Below are 16,388 nucleotides of genomic sequence, written 5' to 3' on the forward strand. Positions count from 1 at the left end.
GTGCACCACACCCTACAGCAACGGCAGCGTGCCGAGTACGGTGTAGGCCAACGCGGAGAGGAGCACCGCCGCAAACGTAAGCGAGGTGCCAGAAATGCTCTGGTCCTTCTCGTCGCTGCGGAACAGTACGTAGAAGTAGATCACGGCACTCGCGTACGTGCCCACTATGACGGCGGCGGCACCCTTGAAGCAGGAGAGGAGCGCGGTCGCTGCCCATGGGTCCGCCTCGCCAAAGAGGGTCGTTGCCATGAGCTCGCCACAGAGGAAGACCACGGCGGCCAGAATAACGCCGATGAGCGTCGTCTTGAGGAAGAACCCGAGGTAGGGCTTGGGCTCGTCGTCGCGCTCGTCGTACTCAAGGTAGCTGTTCTTCACAAAGGAGACCATGCGCATGGAGGCGAGGAGCACGACCGGCATGATCGAAATGGGCATGAGCGCCGTTAGACCCTGGCTGGTGATCATCTGGTGGGCCGTCGCGATACCCATGACGTTGAGGTCGAGGCGCTCCAACGGTGTCACCACGATGGCGGCGATGGCGCACGCCGCGATGGCCCACACCACAACCCAGTACTGGCGCTGCGAGAACCACGTAAAAGCGTGCGTGGACTCGCCGGCGTTGCTCTCGCCCACCGACACACCTGCGATCTGCAGGTCCTCGGCATGCTCCTCGGCGATGACGTCCAGGGCGTCGTCAACCGTGACGATACCCAGGATATGGCGGTTCTCATCACAAACGGGCATGGCGACGAGGTCGTACTTGGTCATCTCGTCGGCCACCTGCTCTTGGTCGAGATCGGGGGCGACCCACACCACGTCGCGGTAGGCGAGGTCCTTCAGGCGGTCGGTGTGATCGGCGACCACGAGCGAACGCATGGACAGCACGCCCGTGAGCGCGCCCTCGGCGTCGGTGGTGTACACGTAGTAGATGCTCTCGAAGTCCTCGTCCAGATCGCGCAGCGCATCGATGGCGTCCTGAACCGTCGCCGTGGCGGGCAGGGCCACGAACTGATTAGTCATGATGCGACCCGCGGTGTCCTCCTCGTACCCAAGGAGGTCGCGAATGGCCTTCTCCTCTTTGACGCCCATGAGGCGCAGGAGCTTTTCCGCCTTCTCGTAATCGAGTTCCTCGATGAGCGCGGCTGCGTCGTCGGGGTCCATCGTGGCGAGCATCGTCGAGGCCTCGCGGTCGGACAAGCCCTCGAGCATCTCGGTCATGAGCTCGTCATCGTCGAGCTCGGCAATGGCCTCGGCCGCCTGCTCGGTGTCAAGCTGGGCGAACACCTGCGTGCGCAAACGCGGATCGAGCTGCTCGATGATGTCGGCGATATCGGCGGGGTGCAGCTCGGAAAGCGTCTTGTGCGAGACGGAAAGCTTGATCTGCTTGGTGGAGCGCTCCAGCAGGTCCATGTAAGACCACGCGATGATGTCCTCGGGCAGGGGCTTGCCGAGCATCTTGGCGACCTTCACGGTCACGCGCTCGAACAGCGGATGAATGGCGCGCAGCAGACCGCGCGCACCCACCTCGGCGCCAAGCAGGCGCAGCTGGTTCTCGCCGGTGGTGGACAGCTTGATGTCGTTCACGCGCACGACCTTCATGCCCTGCGTGTCGACGATCTGCTTGTTCATGATGTCGCGAGCCAGCAGCACCTCATCGGGCTGCAGGTAGGAGAAGCGAATGTCGGTGGCAGGGTACTTGAGGTACACGCCGTCGTCGTCGAAACGCTCGACGTACTTGCGCCAACTGATCATGAAGGGCGTTTTGCCCGGGCCCTGGAATGCGAGTGCCGTGACACGGGGGAAGACCTCGCCCGTGGCAATGCCGAGGTCGTTGACGATGCCGATTTTCTCACCGGCGGCATCGACCACCGGCAGCTTCAGCATTTCGGAAAGGTAGTTCATCGTGCTCCTTTACGTGCAGGTTCACCCCGGCGAATTCCCGCACCGCGCATGAGCGCAGGGGCACCGCTGGGGTCATCGACTGTGTGGTCGGGGTTTAGCTTTCACCTCAGGCCTTTCTCGTGACCCTCTCATAAAACAAAACAAGCGGCCGTCCCCTCAAGGCACAGCCGTTGTAACTATACCATGCACGGACGCACGGTCTTGTAAGGCTTCCAACAGCCCTTCATCACTCCTCATTAGGCATACCATTGGGGGACGCGCCCCTTTGGCACGCCGGATACGCCACCGCTATCCCACCGTCGGCGCGTCAGCATCCTCGGGCATCTTGACGGTGCCCTGGACGACGTCTTGGGGAAACGTACCGTCGAGCTCCATGAGCTCGCTGACGGTCACGAGCGTGTAGCCGGCGTCGCGCAGGCCGTCGATGATCGCGGGCAGCGCTTCGATATCTTGCTCACGGTTGCCCCCACCATCGTGCATGAGGGCGATGGCGCCGTTGAACGCCTGATTGAGCACCGTCTTGGTTATCGCATCCGCACCGGGACGCTTCCAATCAAGTGTGTCGATATTCCACAGCACGTTGCAACTGAGCAAATCGGCGGAGCGGGCCCACTCGGTGGCGGTGAACGCACCGTACGGGGCGCGAATCATCTGCGGGCGAAAGCCCGATGCGCCCTCCAGGGTGTCGAACGCCGTCACGATCTCGGAGCGCAGCTCATCGGCGCCCACGGTGGGCAAGTTCTTGTGGGCATTCGTGTGGCTTGCCAGCTCATTACCGCCATCAACGACCGCCTTGGCGAGAGCCGGATTGCCTGCCGCGCTCGTGCCCAAATTGAAAAACGTCGCCCTAGCTCTTTTTTGGGCCAAGATATCGAGGATGGCCTGCGTGTAGCGACTTGGGCCGTCATCAAACGTGAGCGCGATGTACTTTTTGGAACCGACGGGCCGCGCGTTCCTGGAGCCGATGATCAGGTCCTGCGGCTCCTCGATCGTGCCCTTGTCCACCACCTCGCCGGACTTCTCGCCCTTCCACACGGTATGCGAACCTGCCTTGCCCCACTGCTTGACGTACTGGATGGCTCCACCCGTCTCCATTTGGACGCCGGGGGCCAAGGGCTCGACGGTCTCCGCGTGGGGCTCGGTGACATCTGCACCATCGGATACGGTGAAGATGCCGCCTTCGGCAACTTCGGTCTGCGAGAACTTCTCGGATGCAAGCGGCTGGGCGTTGTCGCCCTCGCCCACCGCGACGGTGCAACGCTCGCCTCCATCTTCCTCTATCACGTTGCCGCTTACAGAAAGCAGGCGACCGGGCTTGACGCCAAAAAAGTCGTTGCCATCCAGCATATCCTCAACGGTCGCGTGAATTCGCACGTCGACGTGCTCGCCGTTAACCACAACGGGGACGCTCCGCCAAAAGGCAACGTACCCATAGGCCACGCCGGCCAGCAAAAGCGCGCCGGCGAACACGCGGAGCACGACCCGGAACGGCGCAGATCCGGTATCGACGGCTGAACGGGCCGCCGGCGTCTGTCGAGGCACAACAGCAGGGCGCGGTGTCGAAACGCGTCGTTTCTTGGCTGAGTAACGACCCTGACTGTTCATTTCCACGAAGCCTCGCTATTCGGACGTCCCGGAACTGGAATCTTGCGTCACGCTGGGAAGAGAAGCGCCTTTGGGCAGCCCGGCGCTGCTTACGTCTATCGCATCCGCCAAATCATCATCGGTGGCGATCAGCTCCGATATCGTCACCAATTTGTAGCCGCTTTCGAGCAGGCGATCAATGAGCTGGGGCAACGCTTCCACGGTCTGCGATGCCGTCGCGTCGTTGTCGGTGAAGAGCACGATGTCGCCGTTGCTGACCGACCCCGTCACGGTCTCGATGACCGAATCGGCGCCCTGCAAGAGCCAGTCGCCCGAATCGACGTTCCAGGTAACCACAACGCTCACCAAATCCATCGCCGCAGCCCAATTCTCCTCGGAGAATTCGCCAAATGGCGGGCGCAGCAACGCGGTCGATGTCCCAGCGGCGTCCGAGACCGCCTCGAACCCCTTCGTTATCTGATCGCGCAGGTCCGAGGCTCCCAACTCGCGCAGGTCGACATCCGAGTACGCATTGGTACCGATCTCGTTACCCGACTCCGCAATCGCACGCACGGCAGCGGAATTCGAAGCGACCTTATCACCCGAGACAAAAAACGTCGCCTTGACGCCCTTCTCCTGGAGAATGCGGATGATTTCCTCGGTCTGGTTACTCGGCCCCTCGTCGAACGTAAGGGCAACGTACTTCTCGTCTTTTTTGCCCGGCAACACCGACGCGCACTTTACCAGCGCGTTCACCGGCTCCTCGACCACGCCCTTGTCCACGACCTTGCCCGTCTTGGACCCAGTCCAGACCTCGGATCGGCCCGCCTTGCCCCATGTCTCCACATACCGCACAGGGCCCGTGCCCTCAACGGTCAACGTGGGTTCAATCGTGGTCGCGGCGACGTCATGGTCTTCATAGACGTCCTCGCCGTCTTCGATGGTCACCTCCTCGCCGCCCTCGAGCTGGATGGAAGCGAGCTTCTTGCCCGAAACCTTCTTTCCGCCAAGTGTGACGGTGTAGGCGGTCCCGCCGCCCTTCTCGAGTACCTCGTCATCGACGGCGAGCAGGTCGCCGGGCTCGAGCTCGAGTTCCTGGTCGGAAATGACGCGCTCGATATCCGAGTTGATCCGAACCTTTACGGAGGCACCGTTGAGTGTGATCTCAACGCTGCGGTTGGCGTACCACACGATGCTCGCCACGAACAACAAGAAGGCGCAGCCAACCATGATCAGGGCGTATACCCTGCGATCGTTGCCGCCGTATCCGTGACCGGGGCGCCTGCGTCCTCCGAACCCTTGTGATCTGCGCAGGTACTGCGCCCCCTTGCGACGCTGTTGTCGACGGCGCCCGCCCGGAAGCTGATTCCCGGTGTTCTTGCGATACCGCGGTTTTGTTTTTGAGGAGTAGGAGGTGGTGTAGTTAGGCAATGATTCCCCCGTCCCGCTTATTTCTTTTGTTTTCTTGGCGGCGTTCCGGCTGCCTTCTTATATTCGCTCATAAACGAGCCGAACATGCCCTTGGTCTTGCCGAGCTGTTTGCCCAAGGCCTTCGAACCCTTGTCGAGGGCCTTGGAACCGGCGTCGTCGATGATGGCGGCGCCCTTCTTGGCCTGGACTTTCGCCTTGGCACCGACCTCCCCCGCCTTGGCGGCGACCTTCACGCTCGCCTCGGCGGCCTTGGCGGCGGCACCGCCCGAGAACTCAAGGTCGAGCGCCGCATCGCTCACGATCATCGCGCCGTCGCGGTAACCCTTGAGCATTGACGCCGGCATCTCCCGGTGACCGACCAGCGCATTGGAGGCACCGCCCTCGGTGAGGATGAACGAGGTCACGTTGCCAGTTTTGGGATTGAAATCGGCATCGGAGCAAAAGCCGACCGGCCTGCCGGAGACCGTGCGAACATCCATGCCCGTCCAGATGAGGCAGGCATCGAGGTTGATGCCCAACCGCTTAGCCGCTGCATTGTCGAACGCCGCGCGGTCATCCTTGGCGACCATCACGTCGCCGCTCACGCCTATGGCGTCATACGCGATAAAGCGATCGGGCTGCTTGACCATCCCGGCGATATCCGGCAGGCGCAGCATAAAGCCCACCACCCGGGTTCCCTCGGGGGTGAACACCGGGTAGTGGATCTTGCCAACCTTCTTTGGTTCGCGCGGGGTCCCGTCTTTTTTAATCCTCTTGTCTTGAGCGGGCAGCTTATAGAGCTTGATTCCCGTGAAATCGCCGGCAAGCATTCGGATGTCGAGACGCTACGCCTGAACGGCGACGTCAGAGGCCTCGGGGGCGACCGTCTCGACCACGACGTCGGCAGCAGGGGTGACGGTACCGGCGTTTACGGCATCGTTCAGCTGCTCGCGGAGCTGGTCCATGCGCTCGCGGGCAAGATCGACCTTGGCGCGCAGCTCATCCGTGGCGGCGTCCATGGTGGGGCCGAAATCATCCATGGCGGCGCGGGCCTGATCGATGCCCTGCTCGTACATGTCACGCGCGGAGTCCCACGCGTCGTTGGCCATGTCGGCCGCCATAGCGCGGGTCTCGGAGCCGGAACGGGGCGCGTACAGAACGCCCAAAACCACGCCGGCTGCAGCGCCCAGCGCGGCGCCTGCGACAAAACTCATACCCTTGCCCATGTTTACTCCTTTGTTGGACTCAGATGTCCATCCAGATCATTTGCTTCAACCATTATACGCATGCGCTTGCGACAATGGGCATGAGCCCATCGTCACGTAACACGCCTCGATTACTCAGCGGCGGCTCCGCCGTACACGACACCCTCCGCATCATGCGGTTCGACAACTGCGCCCTCGGTGTCGATTGCGCCAAAGGCCTGCTCTTCCTCCGTCTCTTCGGGCGAGTCGGGCTCGGCGGCGTTGCCGCGCAAATTGCTCACCAGGCTCGTCAGGGCGGCAACCGTCCCCGGGAAATCCGGCGGCGTCTGATCATGATGCAGGAAGGCCCAGTTCATCATGAACGTCGCCGAGGAAAGGGCGCCGATGGCAAGGGCATCGTCGGGGCACGATACCTCGACGTCGAACAGGCGGTCGTCGCCCATCACGTTCCGCGTACGCCCCGTCGAGATGGTGCCCGCGAGGCCCGTCTCATTCATAATCTCGACCGTGAGATGCTCAAGCAGGTGGGCGAGCTCCGTATGTCCCATGCAATCCTGAAACTTGGAACCTGCATCACCCAGGCACAGATGCTCGGCGATTGCCGGTGCCAGGTAGTAGACGCGCGCTGTGGCCTCGACGTCCTCGGACGTCATGAGCGGCATGCCGGGATTCACCAGCACGCGGGCGGTGAGCTTTTTGGGGCCTATCGTGACCTTGAGAATGTTGAACAGATCGGCCATGGCCGCTCCTTTCCAGTTTCCAGTCGCGCTCTTCGTTTGCCTTATTCGCCTACTCGCCCTGGTCGGTCGACGTGTCGGGCTGCCGGTCGGTGCCCTCGTTCGCGGCGGCGAGCTCTTCCTCGGACGGAGCGATAACGCGCACGAGCGAAATGCGCTGACCACGCATGGACTGCACCTTGAACTTGTACCCCTCCGCCTCGAAAACCTCACCGATATCCGGGAGCGAATCGCAAAGGTCCAGAATCCAGCCGGCGATGGTCTCGTACTCGTCGCTTTCCTCAATGGGCCAGCCGAGCTCGATGGCGTCGTCGCAGGGAAAGCGACCGTCCACGAGCCATTCCCTCTTGGAGAGGCGCGTGAGGTACTTGTTGTCGGGGTCGAACTCGTCCTCGATCTCGCCGACGATCTCCTCGACGATATCCTCGATGGTGATGATGCCTGCCGTTCCGCCGTACTCGTCAACCACGACCACGATCTGGTCATGGGCGGTTTGCATCTCGGAAAGCAGCGGCAGGATGTCCTTCGTATCGGGGATGAACGTTGCATCGCGCATGAAGTCGCTCACCGGGCGGTCGGCGCCCTCGCCCATGGCGGGTGCGATCAGGTCCTTGATGTGCGCGATGCCCACCACACCGTCCTGGTCCTCGTGAAAGACCGGTACGCGCGAGTAGCCCGTCTGGCAAAGCAGCCCCATAACCTCGGAGACCGTCTGGACGTCCTCGACCATGGTCACATCGACGCGAGGCACCATGACCTCGCGCGCGGAGGCGTCGCCCAGGTCGAACACCTCGTGGATAATGCGCTTCTCCTCATCGAGCAGCGTGTCCTGCTCGTTGATCATGTACTTGATCTCCTCCTCGGAGACGTTCTGGCGGTCATCCGCGCTCTTGATGCGCATAAGCGCGGCGAGGCCGTTCGCAGATGCTTGCGTGAGCCACACGAGCGGGCGAGCGATCTTTTGGAACACGGTGAGCGGCTGGGCCACGCGCTTTGCCATACCCTCCGCGTCGGCCAGCGCGATGCGTTTGGGCACGAGCTCGCCGACGACGATGGACAGGTAGGAGACGATCAGGGTGATGATCACCGGGGCGAGACCCGGTGCGACCGCCGAGAGAGGTGCGATGCCAAAGCTCGAGAGCCATTGGGCAAGCGGGTCGGACAGGTTCGTCGAGGCGACGGCCGACGAGGCGAAGCCGACGAGCGTGATGGCGACCTGGATGGTAGCGAGGAAGTTGCCGGAGTCCGACGCAAGCTCGGCGGCGCGGGCGGCGCGGCGGTCGCCTTCTTCCGCCTCGTGGTCGAGCACGGCGCGCTTTGCCGTGGTGAGCGCCATCTCGGACATGGAAAAGTACCCGTTGACGACGGTGAGGACAAGGGTTGTGATGATGCTTATGGTGATGTCCATGGGGACGGTTTCGAACCTCCTGGGTAGGTGTGCAGGTCATTGTCGGCGGGCATGCGGGGTCCCGCGCCCGTCGACGGCGGGACGCGAGACTAGATCACGAAGAGGACCACCGCCAAGAACTGAAGGACACTACCGGCGAGCACCCACACGTGAAACACCGTGTGCATGTAGCGGATCTTCTTGAGCACATAGAACACCGCGCCGATGGTGTAGCACACACCGCCGGCGGCGAGCAGGAACAACGCTGTAGGATGGAGCGCCTCGATAAGTTGCGGCAAGCGGAACAGCACGAGCCAGCCCATGGCCACGTACATGACGGCGGTGAGCCAATGGGGCTGTCGCTCGCGCATGAACGCCTCGAACAGCACGCCCGCGATGGCAAGAGCCCATACCGCGATGCACAGCGGTATGCCGCCCGCCTCGCCGAGGGTGATGAGGCAAAACGGCGTGTAGGTACCCGCGATGAGCACGTAAATGCAGCTGTGATCGATGATGCGGAACACACGCTTGGCGGCTGCCGGAGCAATGGCATGATACAGCGTGGATGCAAGATACTCGAGGATGAGGGCGATGCCGAAGATGATCGCGCTCGCAAGCGACGCGGGGTGCGAGCCGGCAACGGCGGCCTTGACGATCATGACGACAAGCGCCGCGACGCCCAAGGCGGCACCGATGCCATGGGTGATTGAATTGGCGATCTCCTCGCCCAACGTGTATTGAGGAGGTAGACGACGCCTGACAGCACGGGCCGCAGCCTTGACGGGAGCTCCAACGGTAACGGCGGCGCCCTTAGCGCCCGATTCGGCAGCATGGAGCAAGCGCTGCGCCCGCGATGCCGCGTCGGCGCGCGCTATGGGAACAGGGGCAGCCGCGACGTCTGGCCGCGGCGTGAGACTGTCACTGGTGTCCGGCATGTGGCTGTTCGGCCTCCAAAATCGGTGCATTGTTCAGAACTATAGCAGAACCCGGGCCCCCTGCATATCGCAGGTGGACCCGGGCACACTTCTTAACCCGACCTCAACTGAATCAAGTGAATAGCCCATGCGCCGGAGCTATGCGCGCAACTCGACTGGGATCCCCTTCTCAGAGGGTAGGATTGTCGAAAAAGCCGCTCGAAAGCAGGGCGATTTTCGACATTCCTACCCTCAATGGAAAACGAAAGCGCTGTTACCCCTACTTGACCTCGATGAGCTCGTAGTTGCTCGTACCGAGGCCGATCTTCTCGCCGTGCTCAATCATAGAGCGCCAGTTGGTGTCGGGATGCGTCATGTTGAAGTGGTCGTGCGCGCAGTGCTCGGGCACGCCACCAGCGGCGTCGAGCTTATCGCGCATCTCGGTGAGCTCAGTGTTGGGCATGGCGGGCATCTTGAGCGCCGCATCGATGCAGGCCTGGTCGATCGCCACGGGATCGAAGCTCGCGAACATACCGATATCGGGCACGATGGGCGTATCGTTCTCGGCATGACAGTCGCAGTTGGGGCTGACGTCGATGGCGAGCGAAATGTGGAAGCTCGGACGATCCTGCACGACAGCTTGCGTGTACTCGGCAATCTTGCAGTTGAGCACATCGACCGCAGCGCCGTAGTCGGGCTTGACGGCGTCCTGGTTGCACGCGCCCACGCAGCGGCCGCAGCCCAAGCATCGGTCGTGGTCGATGTGGGCGACGGGCGTCTCCACCACCTTGCCGTTCTTGAGCGTGCGCTCGCGCGTGGTGGGGAAGCTCACCGCGCCGTGGGCGCAGATGCGCTCGCACGCGCGACACCCGATGCACGCGCCCTTGTGCACGCTGGGCTTGCCGGCGGCGTGCTGCTCCATCTTGCCGGCACGGCTACCGCCACCCATCCCGAGATTCTTCATGCAGCCGCCGAAACCGGCCTGCTCATGCCCCTTGAAGTGCGTGAGGCTGATGACGATGTCGGCGTCCATGAGGGCGTGGCCGATCTTGGCCTCCTGCACGTACTCGCCGTTCTTGACTGGAACGAGCGTCTCGTCCGTACCTTTGAGGCCGTCGGCGATGATGACCTGGCAGCCCGTGGCATACGGGGTGAAGCCGTTTTGGTACGCGCAGTCGATATGCTCGAGCGCGTTCTTGCGGCTGCCCACGTACAGCGTGTTGCAGTCGGTGAGGAAGGGCATGCCGCCCAGCTCCTTAACCACGTCGGCAACGGCGCGGGCATAGTTGGGGCGCAGGAAGGAGAGGTTGCCCAGCTCGCCAAAGTGAATCTTGATGGCAACAAACTTGTTCTCGAAGTCGATCTGCTCGATGCCCGCGCGACGGATGAGACGCTTGAGCTTGTCGAGCTGGCTCTCGCGCCCATGCGTGCGCAGGTTGGTGTAATAGACCTTGGCGGGTGCAGTAGCGGACACAGCGCTCATGGTTCCTCTTTCTCGCTCACGGACACCTTTTGGCTCAAGATTCTACGACCTTGAGTTAGCTTCAACGCAAGAGAGTTCTCGCGTTGCGCTCACAGTCGCGCTGCATCTATCGGAAAGAAATGGCTGTTTTTTTCTTTTAGGCCCCTCTTTCCCGTCCTATCGGAAAAAATCGCTCAATTTGGAGGACGTCATGGCCGAACGAGCCTCTTTGAGCTCGCCAAGGGACGCGGCAGCATCGTAGGCGATTGCAAATACGCAAATGTTGGGCTTTTTCGCCGAAGGAGAAGTACTCGAAAAAACGCCACTTCATCTAGCAGGGCTTTTGCAACCAGATCTACCCGGTCTACTTCAAGTTTGCGAAAATGCCTCAACATTTGCGTATTTGTATCGCGTACGCACTGCAAGAGCCCCCGTCAGCACGGACGCCATGTCTAGTAGCGCGTGCAGACGCCACGCCTACCCTTCGAGCACCTCACGAGCAATCGCGAGATCACTCTTTACCTCGGGATACTCGTCGCCGCGATGCTGTCGTGTCTCATCGCCCTTTGCAAGCAGCAGAACCACGGATCGTTCCGCCGCGGCGAGCACGCTCGCAAGCACCTGCCTCACAGCCTGCTCGCGGTCGAGGATGACCTCGTGGGAAACGCCTGCCGGCGTATTGGAGGCCAACTCGGCGCAGATATCCTCGACGCGCTCGTGCGCGGGGTCATCCTCGGTATACACAATATGGTCCGCATAGGCTCCGGCAACGCGCGGCAGGGCCTCGCGGCGCTCCTGCGCCTTGCCGCCGGGGGCGCCGAACAGGGCAACCACACGACGGTCGGGATACTCGGCCTTCACGGACTTGAACAGGGTCTCAAAAGAGAGCTCGTTGTGTGCGTAATCGACGATTGCCAGCACCTTGCCGTCCGCAGACGACACGAGCTCCATGCGCCCAGGAACGCGAATCTGGGCAAGGCCCGCACGAATGGAGTCGTAGTCCACGCCGAGCAGGCGCGCCATGACCACTGCTGCCAACGCGTTGTCCACGTTGAACAAACCGGGCATGCCGAGTTCGACACGCTCGGCGCACGCCGTCTGCCCACTTGAGGCGCGCTCACGCACGGTGAACGCCAGACCACCCGTGGGCAGCTGGGCAATGTCGGTTGCACTGAACTGCACCTCGACTGTACGGCGATCGTCGGGCTGCCCTTGCGCATGCTCCACTGCGAAGGTGACCACCTGGTCGGCATGCGCGGCGGCGGCAAGCACGCGGTCGACGTGCTCGGTTCGCGCGTTCACCACCGCAATGGAGCACTGATCGAAGATGCGCAGCTTCGAGGTGAAGTAATCTTCGAAATCGGGGTGCTCCACGCCAGAGATGTGATCGCGGCCGATGTTGAGGAAGCAACCGATTTCAAGCGGAAGCCCCAGCACGCGGTCGTACTTGAGGCCCTGGCTCGAGACCTCCATCACCATGTGATCTCGACCGGCGCGCGTAGTGTTATACAGGTGGCGCCACAAATCCGGAGCCTCGGGCGTGGTGTTGTGGCTCTCCTCGTGGACAAAGCCGTCGTCCGTTTCGATGGAACCCAAGATAGAGGCGTCGATTCCAGCTGCCGAGAAGATGGACCTTAGCATATACGCCACCGTGGATTTTCCCTTGGTGCCCGTAATGCCCACGATATGCAGCCCCTTCTCGGGGTTCCCATACACGGTAGGCGCCACGATCGCCATGGCACGGCGAACATCGGACACGACGAGCGCAGGGGTCAATGGAGACACGGCGAGCAACTCCGAAGGGACCCCGAGTTCGGCGCCAACGCCCTCGCACATATATGCGGCGGCACCGTCCTCGATGGCACCGCCGAGAAATGCAGGGCGAAACGCAGCGCCTTTGCACACGAACAGATTGCCCGGCTCAACTATGCGGGAGTCAATGGCCATGCCCGAGACAACGCGCGAAGGATCGCCCACGATCCGCACGGAGATGTCCTGCGCCTCCAAGGCGAGCACCAACTGTTCCAGCGTCAACAGGGGCAACGCCGTAGAGCACTTGTCCGAGGGAGCAAGGGAATCTTTAGGCATGGTGTCTCCTCACTATGCGAATGCGGGCGGAGTTGATGCAACGTCCGCCCGCAGCTTTAGTTCAATCGTTTGCGGATGACAGTCCGCATGGGCGCTACGCGGCGGCGGCAGGCGCGTCCTCGTCGATGAAGTAGCGCTTGTACCAGATGAGGAACGTGAGCGCGGTATAGATCTTGCGCTGGTTGAGCGCGCGGCCCTCGAAATGATCGTCGAGCATCGCCATGAGCTTCCCGGTGTCGAAGAACTCCTCGGCCCACGGGGCGGTGAAGTACTCCTTTACGTAGTCGTAGTACTTCTGCTCGCGCAGCCAGAACTTGAGCGGGACCGGGAAGCCCTTCTTGGGGCGTGTGGCCCACTCGTCGGGCAGGATACGATTGGCGGCGTGACGGACAACCTGCTTGTTGCCGTTCTCGTTCACGCGGAAGCGCGCCGGGATATGCTCGGCGAACTCCATGACCTTCTTGTCGAGGAACGGGACGCGGAGCTCGAGCGAATGGGCCATGCACATCTTGTCGGCCTTGAGCAGGATGTCGCCGGGCAGCCACATGTTCATATCGAGGTACTGGCGCTTGGACAGGTCGCAGAAATTCTGGACGCGGCTGTAGACGGGGGCGCACAGTTCGAACGCGTCGGGGCCGCCGGCGTACTCGGGTCTCACGACGTCGTCGATCTCGTCGGGGCGGTACACGAAGGCCTGGCCCGTGAACCACTTCTCGGGCATCTCCGCCGCCTTGAGCAGGAAGTTCCTGCCCTTGAAGTACGGCTTATCGGCCACGAAGTTTCCCAGGGCGCGACGGATGCCGCGGGGGATAATCCGCTTGAAGCGAGCGATCGAGGGCACGTCCTCGTAGTAGGCGTACCCCGCGAACAGCTCGTCGGCACCCTCGCCGGAAAGCACGACCGTGACCTGCTCGGCCGCGAGCTGGGCGAGGAACCACAGCGGCACGCTCGACAGATTGCTCTGCGGCTCATCCATGTGGTACTGGATCTGGGGGAGCACCTCGAAGAACTCGTCCGCCGTCACCATCTTGCGGTAGTTTTCGATCCCAAGCTTGTCGGAAAGCTCCTTGGCGTAATTCGTCTCGTTGAAGTCCTTGTAGTCAAAGCCCACCGAGAACGTCTTGTCGGGCATGAGGCACGCGGCGATATAACTGGAATCCACACCGCCAGAGAGGAACGAGCCGACCTTGACGTCGGCGATGCGGTGCGCGGCGACGCTCTCGTGGACCACCTGGTCGCATTCCTCCACGTACTCGTCGAACGTCTTGGAATTGTCGTCCGAGAAATCGGCATCCCAGTAGCGGCGCACGTCCATGCGCGCCGCGGCGATGTCGTAGGTGAAGCAGTGCGCCGCCGGCAACTTGAAGACGCCGGCGAAGAAGGTCTCGTCGGTCGCGGGGAACTGCATGGTGAGATACGGACGCAGTGCCTGCTTGTTCACGGCCTTCTTGAAATGCGGATGCTCGAGGAAGCTCTTGATCTCGGAGCCGAACATCAAGTCGCCCTCGTCGGACTGGTAGTAGTAGAACGGCTTGATGCCGAAGATGTCGCGCGCGCCAAAGAGCTTGCCGGAGCGCATGTCGTGCACCACGAAGCCGTACATACCGCGCAGGCGCTCGACCAGGCCCTCACCCCACTCCTCATAGCCGTGCACGAGGACCTCGGTGTCGGCGTTGCAGTGGAACGTGTGACCCGCGGCCTCGAGCTCGGCGCGGAGCTCTTGGAAGTTGTAGATCTCGCCGTTGAACACCACAAAGACCGAGCCGTCCTCGTTGCCCATGGGCTGGGCTCCCGCCTCGGTGAGGTCGAGAATGGACAGGCGGCGGAAACCCAACGCCACGCCATCTTTGATATGGGTTCCGCCCATGTCGGGACCGCGGTGGACAATGCGGTCCATCATCGCCGTGAGAACGCGCTCGTCGTCCTCGACATGGCCGGTAAAACCTACGAATCCGCACATGGACAAACCTTTCTTGCGCAGTTTCCTTAGCAAAAATCACGTATGTCCAAAATTGTATAACGAAGGGCGGGCCGCAACCCACCCTTCAATAAAACAGCGTTGTCAGCGTAAACGATGTGCAGAAGAGGGACTGCCCCTTTTTACACATCCGCCTTCGCGGCTTCCTTGGCGGCCTTGCGTGCGCGGGCCGCGGCGACACGCGCCTCCTGCTCGGGCGTGAGCTGCACCTTCTTGCGAGCGGGCTTCTCCGCCCCGGCACCAGACGCGCCTTCACCCGTGGCGGGCTTCTCCTCAACAGGCTTATGCAGCGTGGTCACCGTCAGCTCCGTGGTGGCAGGCGCGCACGCGGCACCCATGGACAGGCAGTCCTTGGGACATTCGTGCGTGCAGCATGCACACTGAACGCAACGGTACGGATCGATGGACCACGTCCCGCCCTTGCGATCGACCGCGATGGCACCCACGGGACATGCGCGCTGGCACATGCCGCATAGAATGCACGCGTCGATGTCGCACGCCACATGACCGCGCATGTGCTCGTAGGACATGGCCGGCACCTGCTCGGCGGGATATTGGACCGTCGCCGGCTTGCCAAACAGCGAGCGCAGCGTCATTTTGCCTAGTTTGAAGCTACCCATGGAGCGCCTACCTTTCCGTGCAGGAGATGCACGGGTCGATCGTGAGGATGATCATGGGCACGTCCGCGACGTCCACGCCCTGCATAGCGCGCACCATGCCGGCAAGGTTCTGCGAGGTGGGCGTGCGCAGGCGGAAGCGGTCCAGGTACTTGGTGCCGTTACCGCGCACGTAGTAGAAGGCCTCGCCGCGGGGCTGCTCAATGAGCACGTGGGACTGACTGTTCTCCGGCGGGAGCACCTTGGGAAGCGGACGCGAGCCAATGCCGTCATGCGGAATCTTAGCCACGAGCTCCTTGATGATCGCGATGGACTGGAACACCTCCTCGCAACGCACCTTACAACGGGCGAAGCAGTCGCCCTCGGTGGCGATGATGGGCTCGAAGTGCTCCAAGTCGCCGTAGGCGCCAAAGCCGGTGGTGCGCATGTCATGCTCAACGCCGGAGCCCTTCGCGAACGGACCGACCATGGAGAGCTCGAGCGCATCCTCGAAGCTGATGGTGCCCACGCCTTCCAGGCGGCTGCGCACCGAGGAATCGTTCAACATGGTGTCCACGATCTCGCGATAGTCGCGCTGGATGCCGTCGAGCTTCTCACACACACGGCGCAGCATGGCGTCGTCGATGTCGTGAGCCATGCCGCCCACGATGGTGATCGACAAGATGATGCGACCGCCACACGTCTCTTGGAAGATGTCGAGGATCGTCTCGCGCAGGCGCCAGCAGTGGTTGAAGAGGCTCTCAAAGCCAAACGCATCGGCGAGCAGGCCGAGCCACAGCAGGTGCGAATGGATGCGGGAGAGCTCCTCGAGGATGGCGCGCAGGTAGTCGGCACGGCGGGGGATCTCAATACCCAGCAGCTTCTCCGTGGCGCTGGCGTAGCCATAACCATGGCCAAAGCTGCAGATGCCGCACACGCGCTCGGCAATGTAGACGAACTGGTTGTAGTCGCGCTTTTCCACGAGCTTCTCAAGGCCGCGGTGCACAAATCCAATCTGGGGAATGGCCTCGATGACATGCTCGTCTTCAACGACGAGATCGAGGTGCACGGGCTCGGGAAGCACCGGGTGCTGCGGACCGAACGGGATAACGGAACGAGTCGCCATGC

Annotated in this window: 13 protein-coding genes; all 13 read right to left on the reverse strand. The window is 62.1% G+C overall.

What is annotated here, in order from left to right:
• Window positions 1-12: 12 nt before the first annotated feature.
• Window positions 13-1,899 carry a magnesium transporter gene (locus ACX9NZ_RS07775; protein WP_294121623.1) on the reverse strand — a complete coding sequence of 629 codons (1,887 nt, stop codon included), beginning with the start codon at window positions 1,897-1,899 and terminating at the stop codon, window positions 13-15.
• 288 nt (window positions 1,900-2,187) lie between these two features.
• Entirely contained in the window at window positions 2,188-3,504 is a 1,317-nt protein-coding gene (locus tag ACX9NZ_RS07780; protein ID WP_407496498.1) for a polysaccharide deacetylase family protein, read from the reverse strand.
• Between the two features lie 15 nt (window positions 3,505-3,519).
• Entirely contained in the window at window positions 3,520-4,914 is a 1,395-nt protein-coding gene (locus ACX9NZ_RS07785) for a polysaccharide deacetylase family protein (RefSeq protein ID WP_118652339.1), read from the reverse strand.
• 17 nt (window positions 4,915-4,931) lie between these two features.
• On the reverse strand, window positions 4,932-5,723 hold the full coding sequence (locus tag ACX9NZ_RS07790; RefSeq protein WP_118652337.1) for a PRC-barrel domain containing protein: 792 nt from the start codon (window positions 5,721-5,723) through the stop codon (window positions 4,932-4,934).
• Window positions 5,724-5,738: 15 nt separating this feature from the next.
• Entirely contained in the window at window positions 5,739-6,119 is a 381-nt protein-coding gene (locus ACX9NZ_RS07795; protein WP_118652335.1) for a YtxH domain-containing protein, read from the reverse strand.
• 110 nt (window positions 6,120-6,229) lie between these two features.
• Window positions 6,230-6,838: a hypothetical protein gene (locus tag ACX9NZ_RS07800; RefSeq protein WP_118652333.1), complete on the reverse strand. Its 609-nt coding sequence runs from the start codon at window positions 6,836-6,838 to the stop codon at window positions 6,230-6,232.
• 49 nt (window positions 6,839-6,887) lie between these two features.
• Window positions 6,888-8,243, reverse strand: coding sequence for a hemolysin family protein (locus ACX9NZ_RS07805; protein ID WP_294121612.1), 1,356 nt, complete (start codon window positions 8,241-8,243; stop codon window positions 6,888-6,890).
• An 89-nt stretch (window positions 8,244-8,332) separates the two neighbouring features.
• Complete coding sequence (trhA, locus tag ACX9NZ_RS07810) at window positions 8,333-9,157, reverse strand: PAQR family membrane homeostasis protein TrhA (RefSeq protein ID WP_233545988.1); 825 nt, start codon at window positions 9,155-9,157, stop codon at window positions 8,333-8,335.
• 259 nt (window positions 9,158-9,416) lie between these two features.
• A complete protein-coding gene (locus ACX9NZ_RS07815) occupies window positions 9,417-10,619 on the reverse strand; it encodes a DUF362 domain-containing protein (protein WP_407496476.1) in 1,203 nt (400 codons plus the stop codon).
• A 456-nt stretch (window positions 10,620-11,075) separates the two neighbouring features.
• Entirely contained in the window at window positions 11,076-12,686 is a 1,611-nt protein-coding gene (locus ACX9NZ_RS07820; protein WP_407496478.1) for a Mur ligase family protein, read from the reverse strand.
• 94 nt (window positions 12,687-12,780) lie between these two features.
• Window positions 12,781-14,646 (reverse strand): asparagine synthase (glutamine-hydrolyzing), encoded by a 1,866-nt coding sequence (asnB, locus tag ACX9NZ_RS07825; RefSeq protein WP_118652327.1) that lies wholly within the window; start codon window positions 14,644-14,646, stop codon window positions 12,781-12,783.
• A 140-nt stretch (window positions 14,647-14,786) separates the two neighbouring features.
• Entirely contained in the window at window positions 14,787-15,284 is a 498-nt protein-coding gene (locus ACX9NZ_RS07830; protein WP_118652325.1) for a 4Fe-4S dicluster domain-containing protein, read from the reverse strand.
• 7 nt (window positions 15,285-15,291) lie between these two features.
• Window positions 15,292-16,386, reverse strand: coding sequence for a hydrogenase large subunit (locus ACX9NZ_RS07835; protein WP_118652323.1), 1,095 nt, complete (start codon window positions 16,384-16,386; stop codon window positions 15,292-15,294).
• Between the last annotated feature and the right edge of the window lie 2 nt (window positions 16,387-16,388).

It is taken from the genome of Collinsella sp. BM28, assembly GCF_054551995.1.

What these genes read in the sequence shown, in the direction of transcription:
- ACX9NZ_RS07775 (WP_294121623.1), bottom strand. Translation starts at nt 1,899, where the DNA reads ATGAACTACCTTTCCGAAATGCTGAAGCTGCCGGTGGTCGATGCCGCC.
- ACX9NZ_RS07780 (WP_407496498.1), bottom strand. Translation starts at nt 3,504, where the DNA reads ATGAACAGTCAGGGTCGTTACTCAGCCAAGAAACGACGCGTTTCGACA.
- ACX9NZ_RS07790 (WP_118652337.1), bottom strand. Translation starts at nt 5,723, where the DNA reads ATGCTTGCCGGCGATTTCACGGGAATCAAGCTCTATAAGCTGCCCGCT.
- ACX9NZ_RS07795 (WP_118652335.1), bottom strand. Translation starts at nt 6,119, where the DNA reads ATGGGCAAGGGTATGAGTTTTGTCGCAGGCGCCGCGCTGGGCGCTGCA.
- ACX9NZ_RS07800 (WP_118652333.1), bottom strand. Translation starts at nt 6,838, where the DNA reads ATGGCCGATCTGTTCAACATTCTCAAGGTCACGATAGGCCCCAAAAAG.
- ACX9NZ_RS07805 (WP_294121612.1), bottom strand. Translation starts at nt 8,243, where the DNA reads ATGGACATCACCATAAGCATCATCACAACCCTTGTCCTCACCGTCGTC.
- trhA (WP_233545988.1), bottom strand. Translation starts at nt 9,157, where the DNA reads ATGCCGGACACCAGTGACAGTCTCACGCCGCGGCCAGACGTCGCGGCT.
- ACX9NZ_RS07815 (WP_407496476.1), bottom strand. Translation starts at nt 10,619, where the DNA reads ATGAGCGCTGTGTCCGCTACTGCACCCGCCAAGGTCTATTACACCAAC.
- ACX9NZ_RS07820 (WP_407496478.1), bottom strand. Translation starts at nt 12,686, where the DNA reads ATGCCTAAAGATTCCCTTGCTCCCTCGGACAAGTGCTCTACGGCGTTG.
- asnB (WP_118652327.1), bottom strand. Translation starts at nt 14,646, where the DNA reads ATGTGCGGATTCGTAGGTTTTACCGGCCATGTCGAGGACGACGAGCGC.
- ACX9NZ_RS07830 (WP_118652325.1), bottom strand. Translation starts at nt 15,284, where the DNA reads ATGGGTAGCTTCAAACTAGGCAAAATGACGCTGCGCTCGCTGTTTGGC.
- ACX9NZ_RS07835 (WP_118652323.1), bottom strand. Translation starts at nt 16,386, where the DNA reads ATGGCGACTCGTTCCGTTATCCCGTTCGGTCCGCAGCACCCGGTGCTT.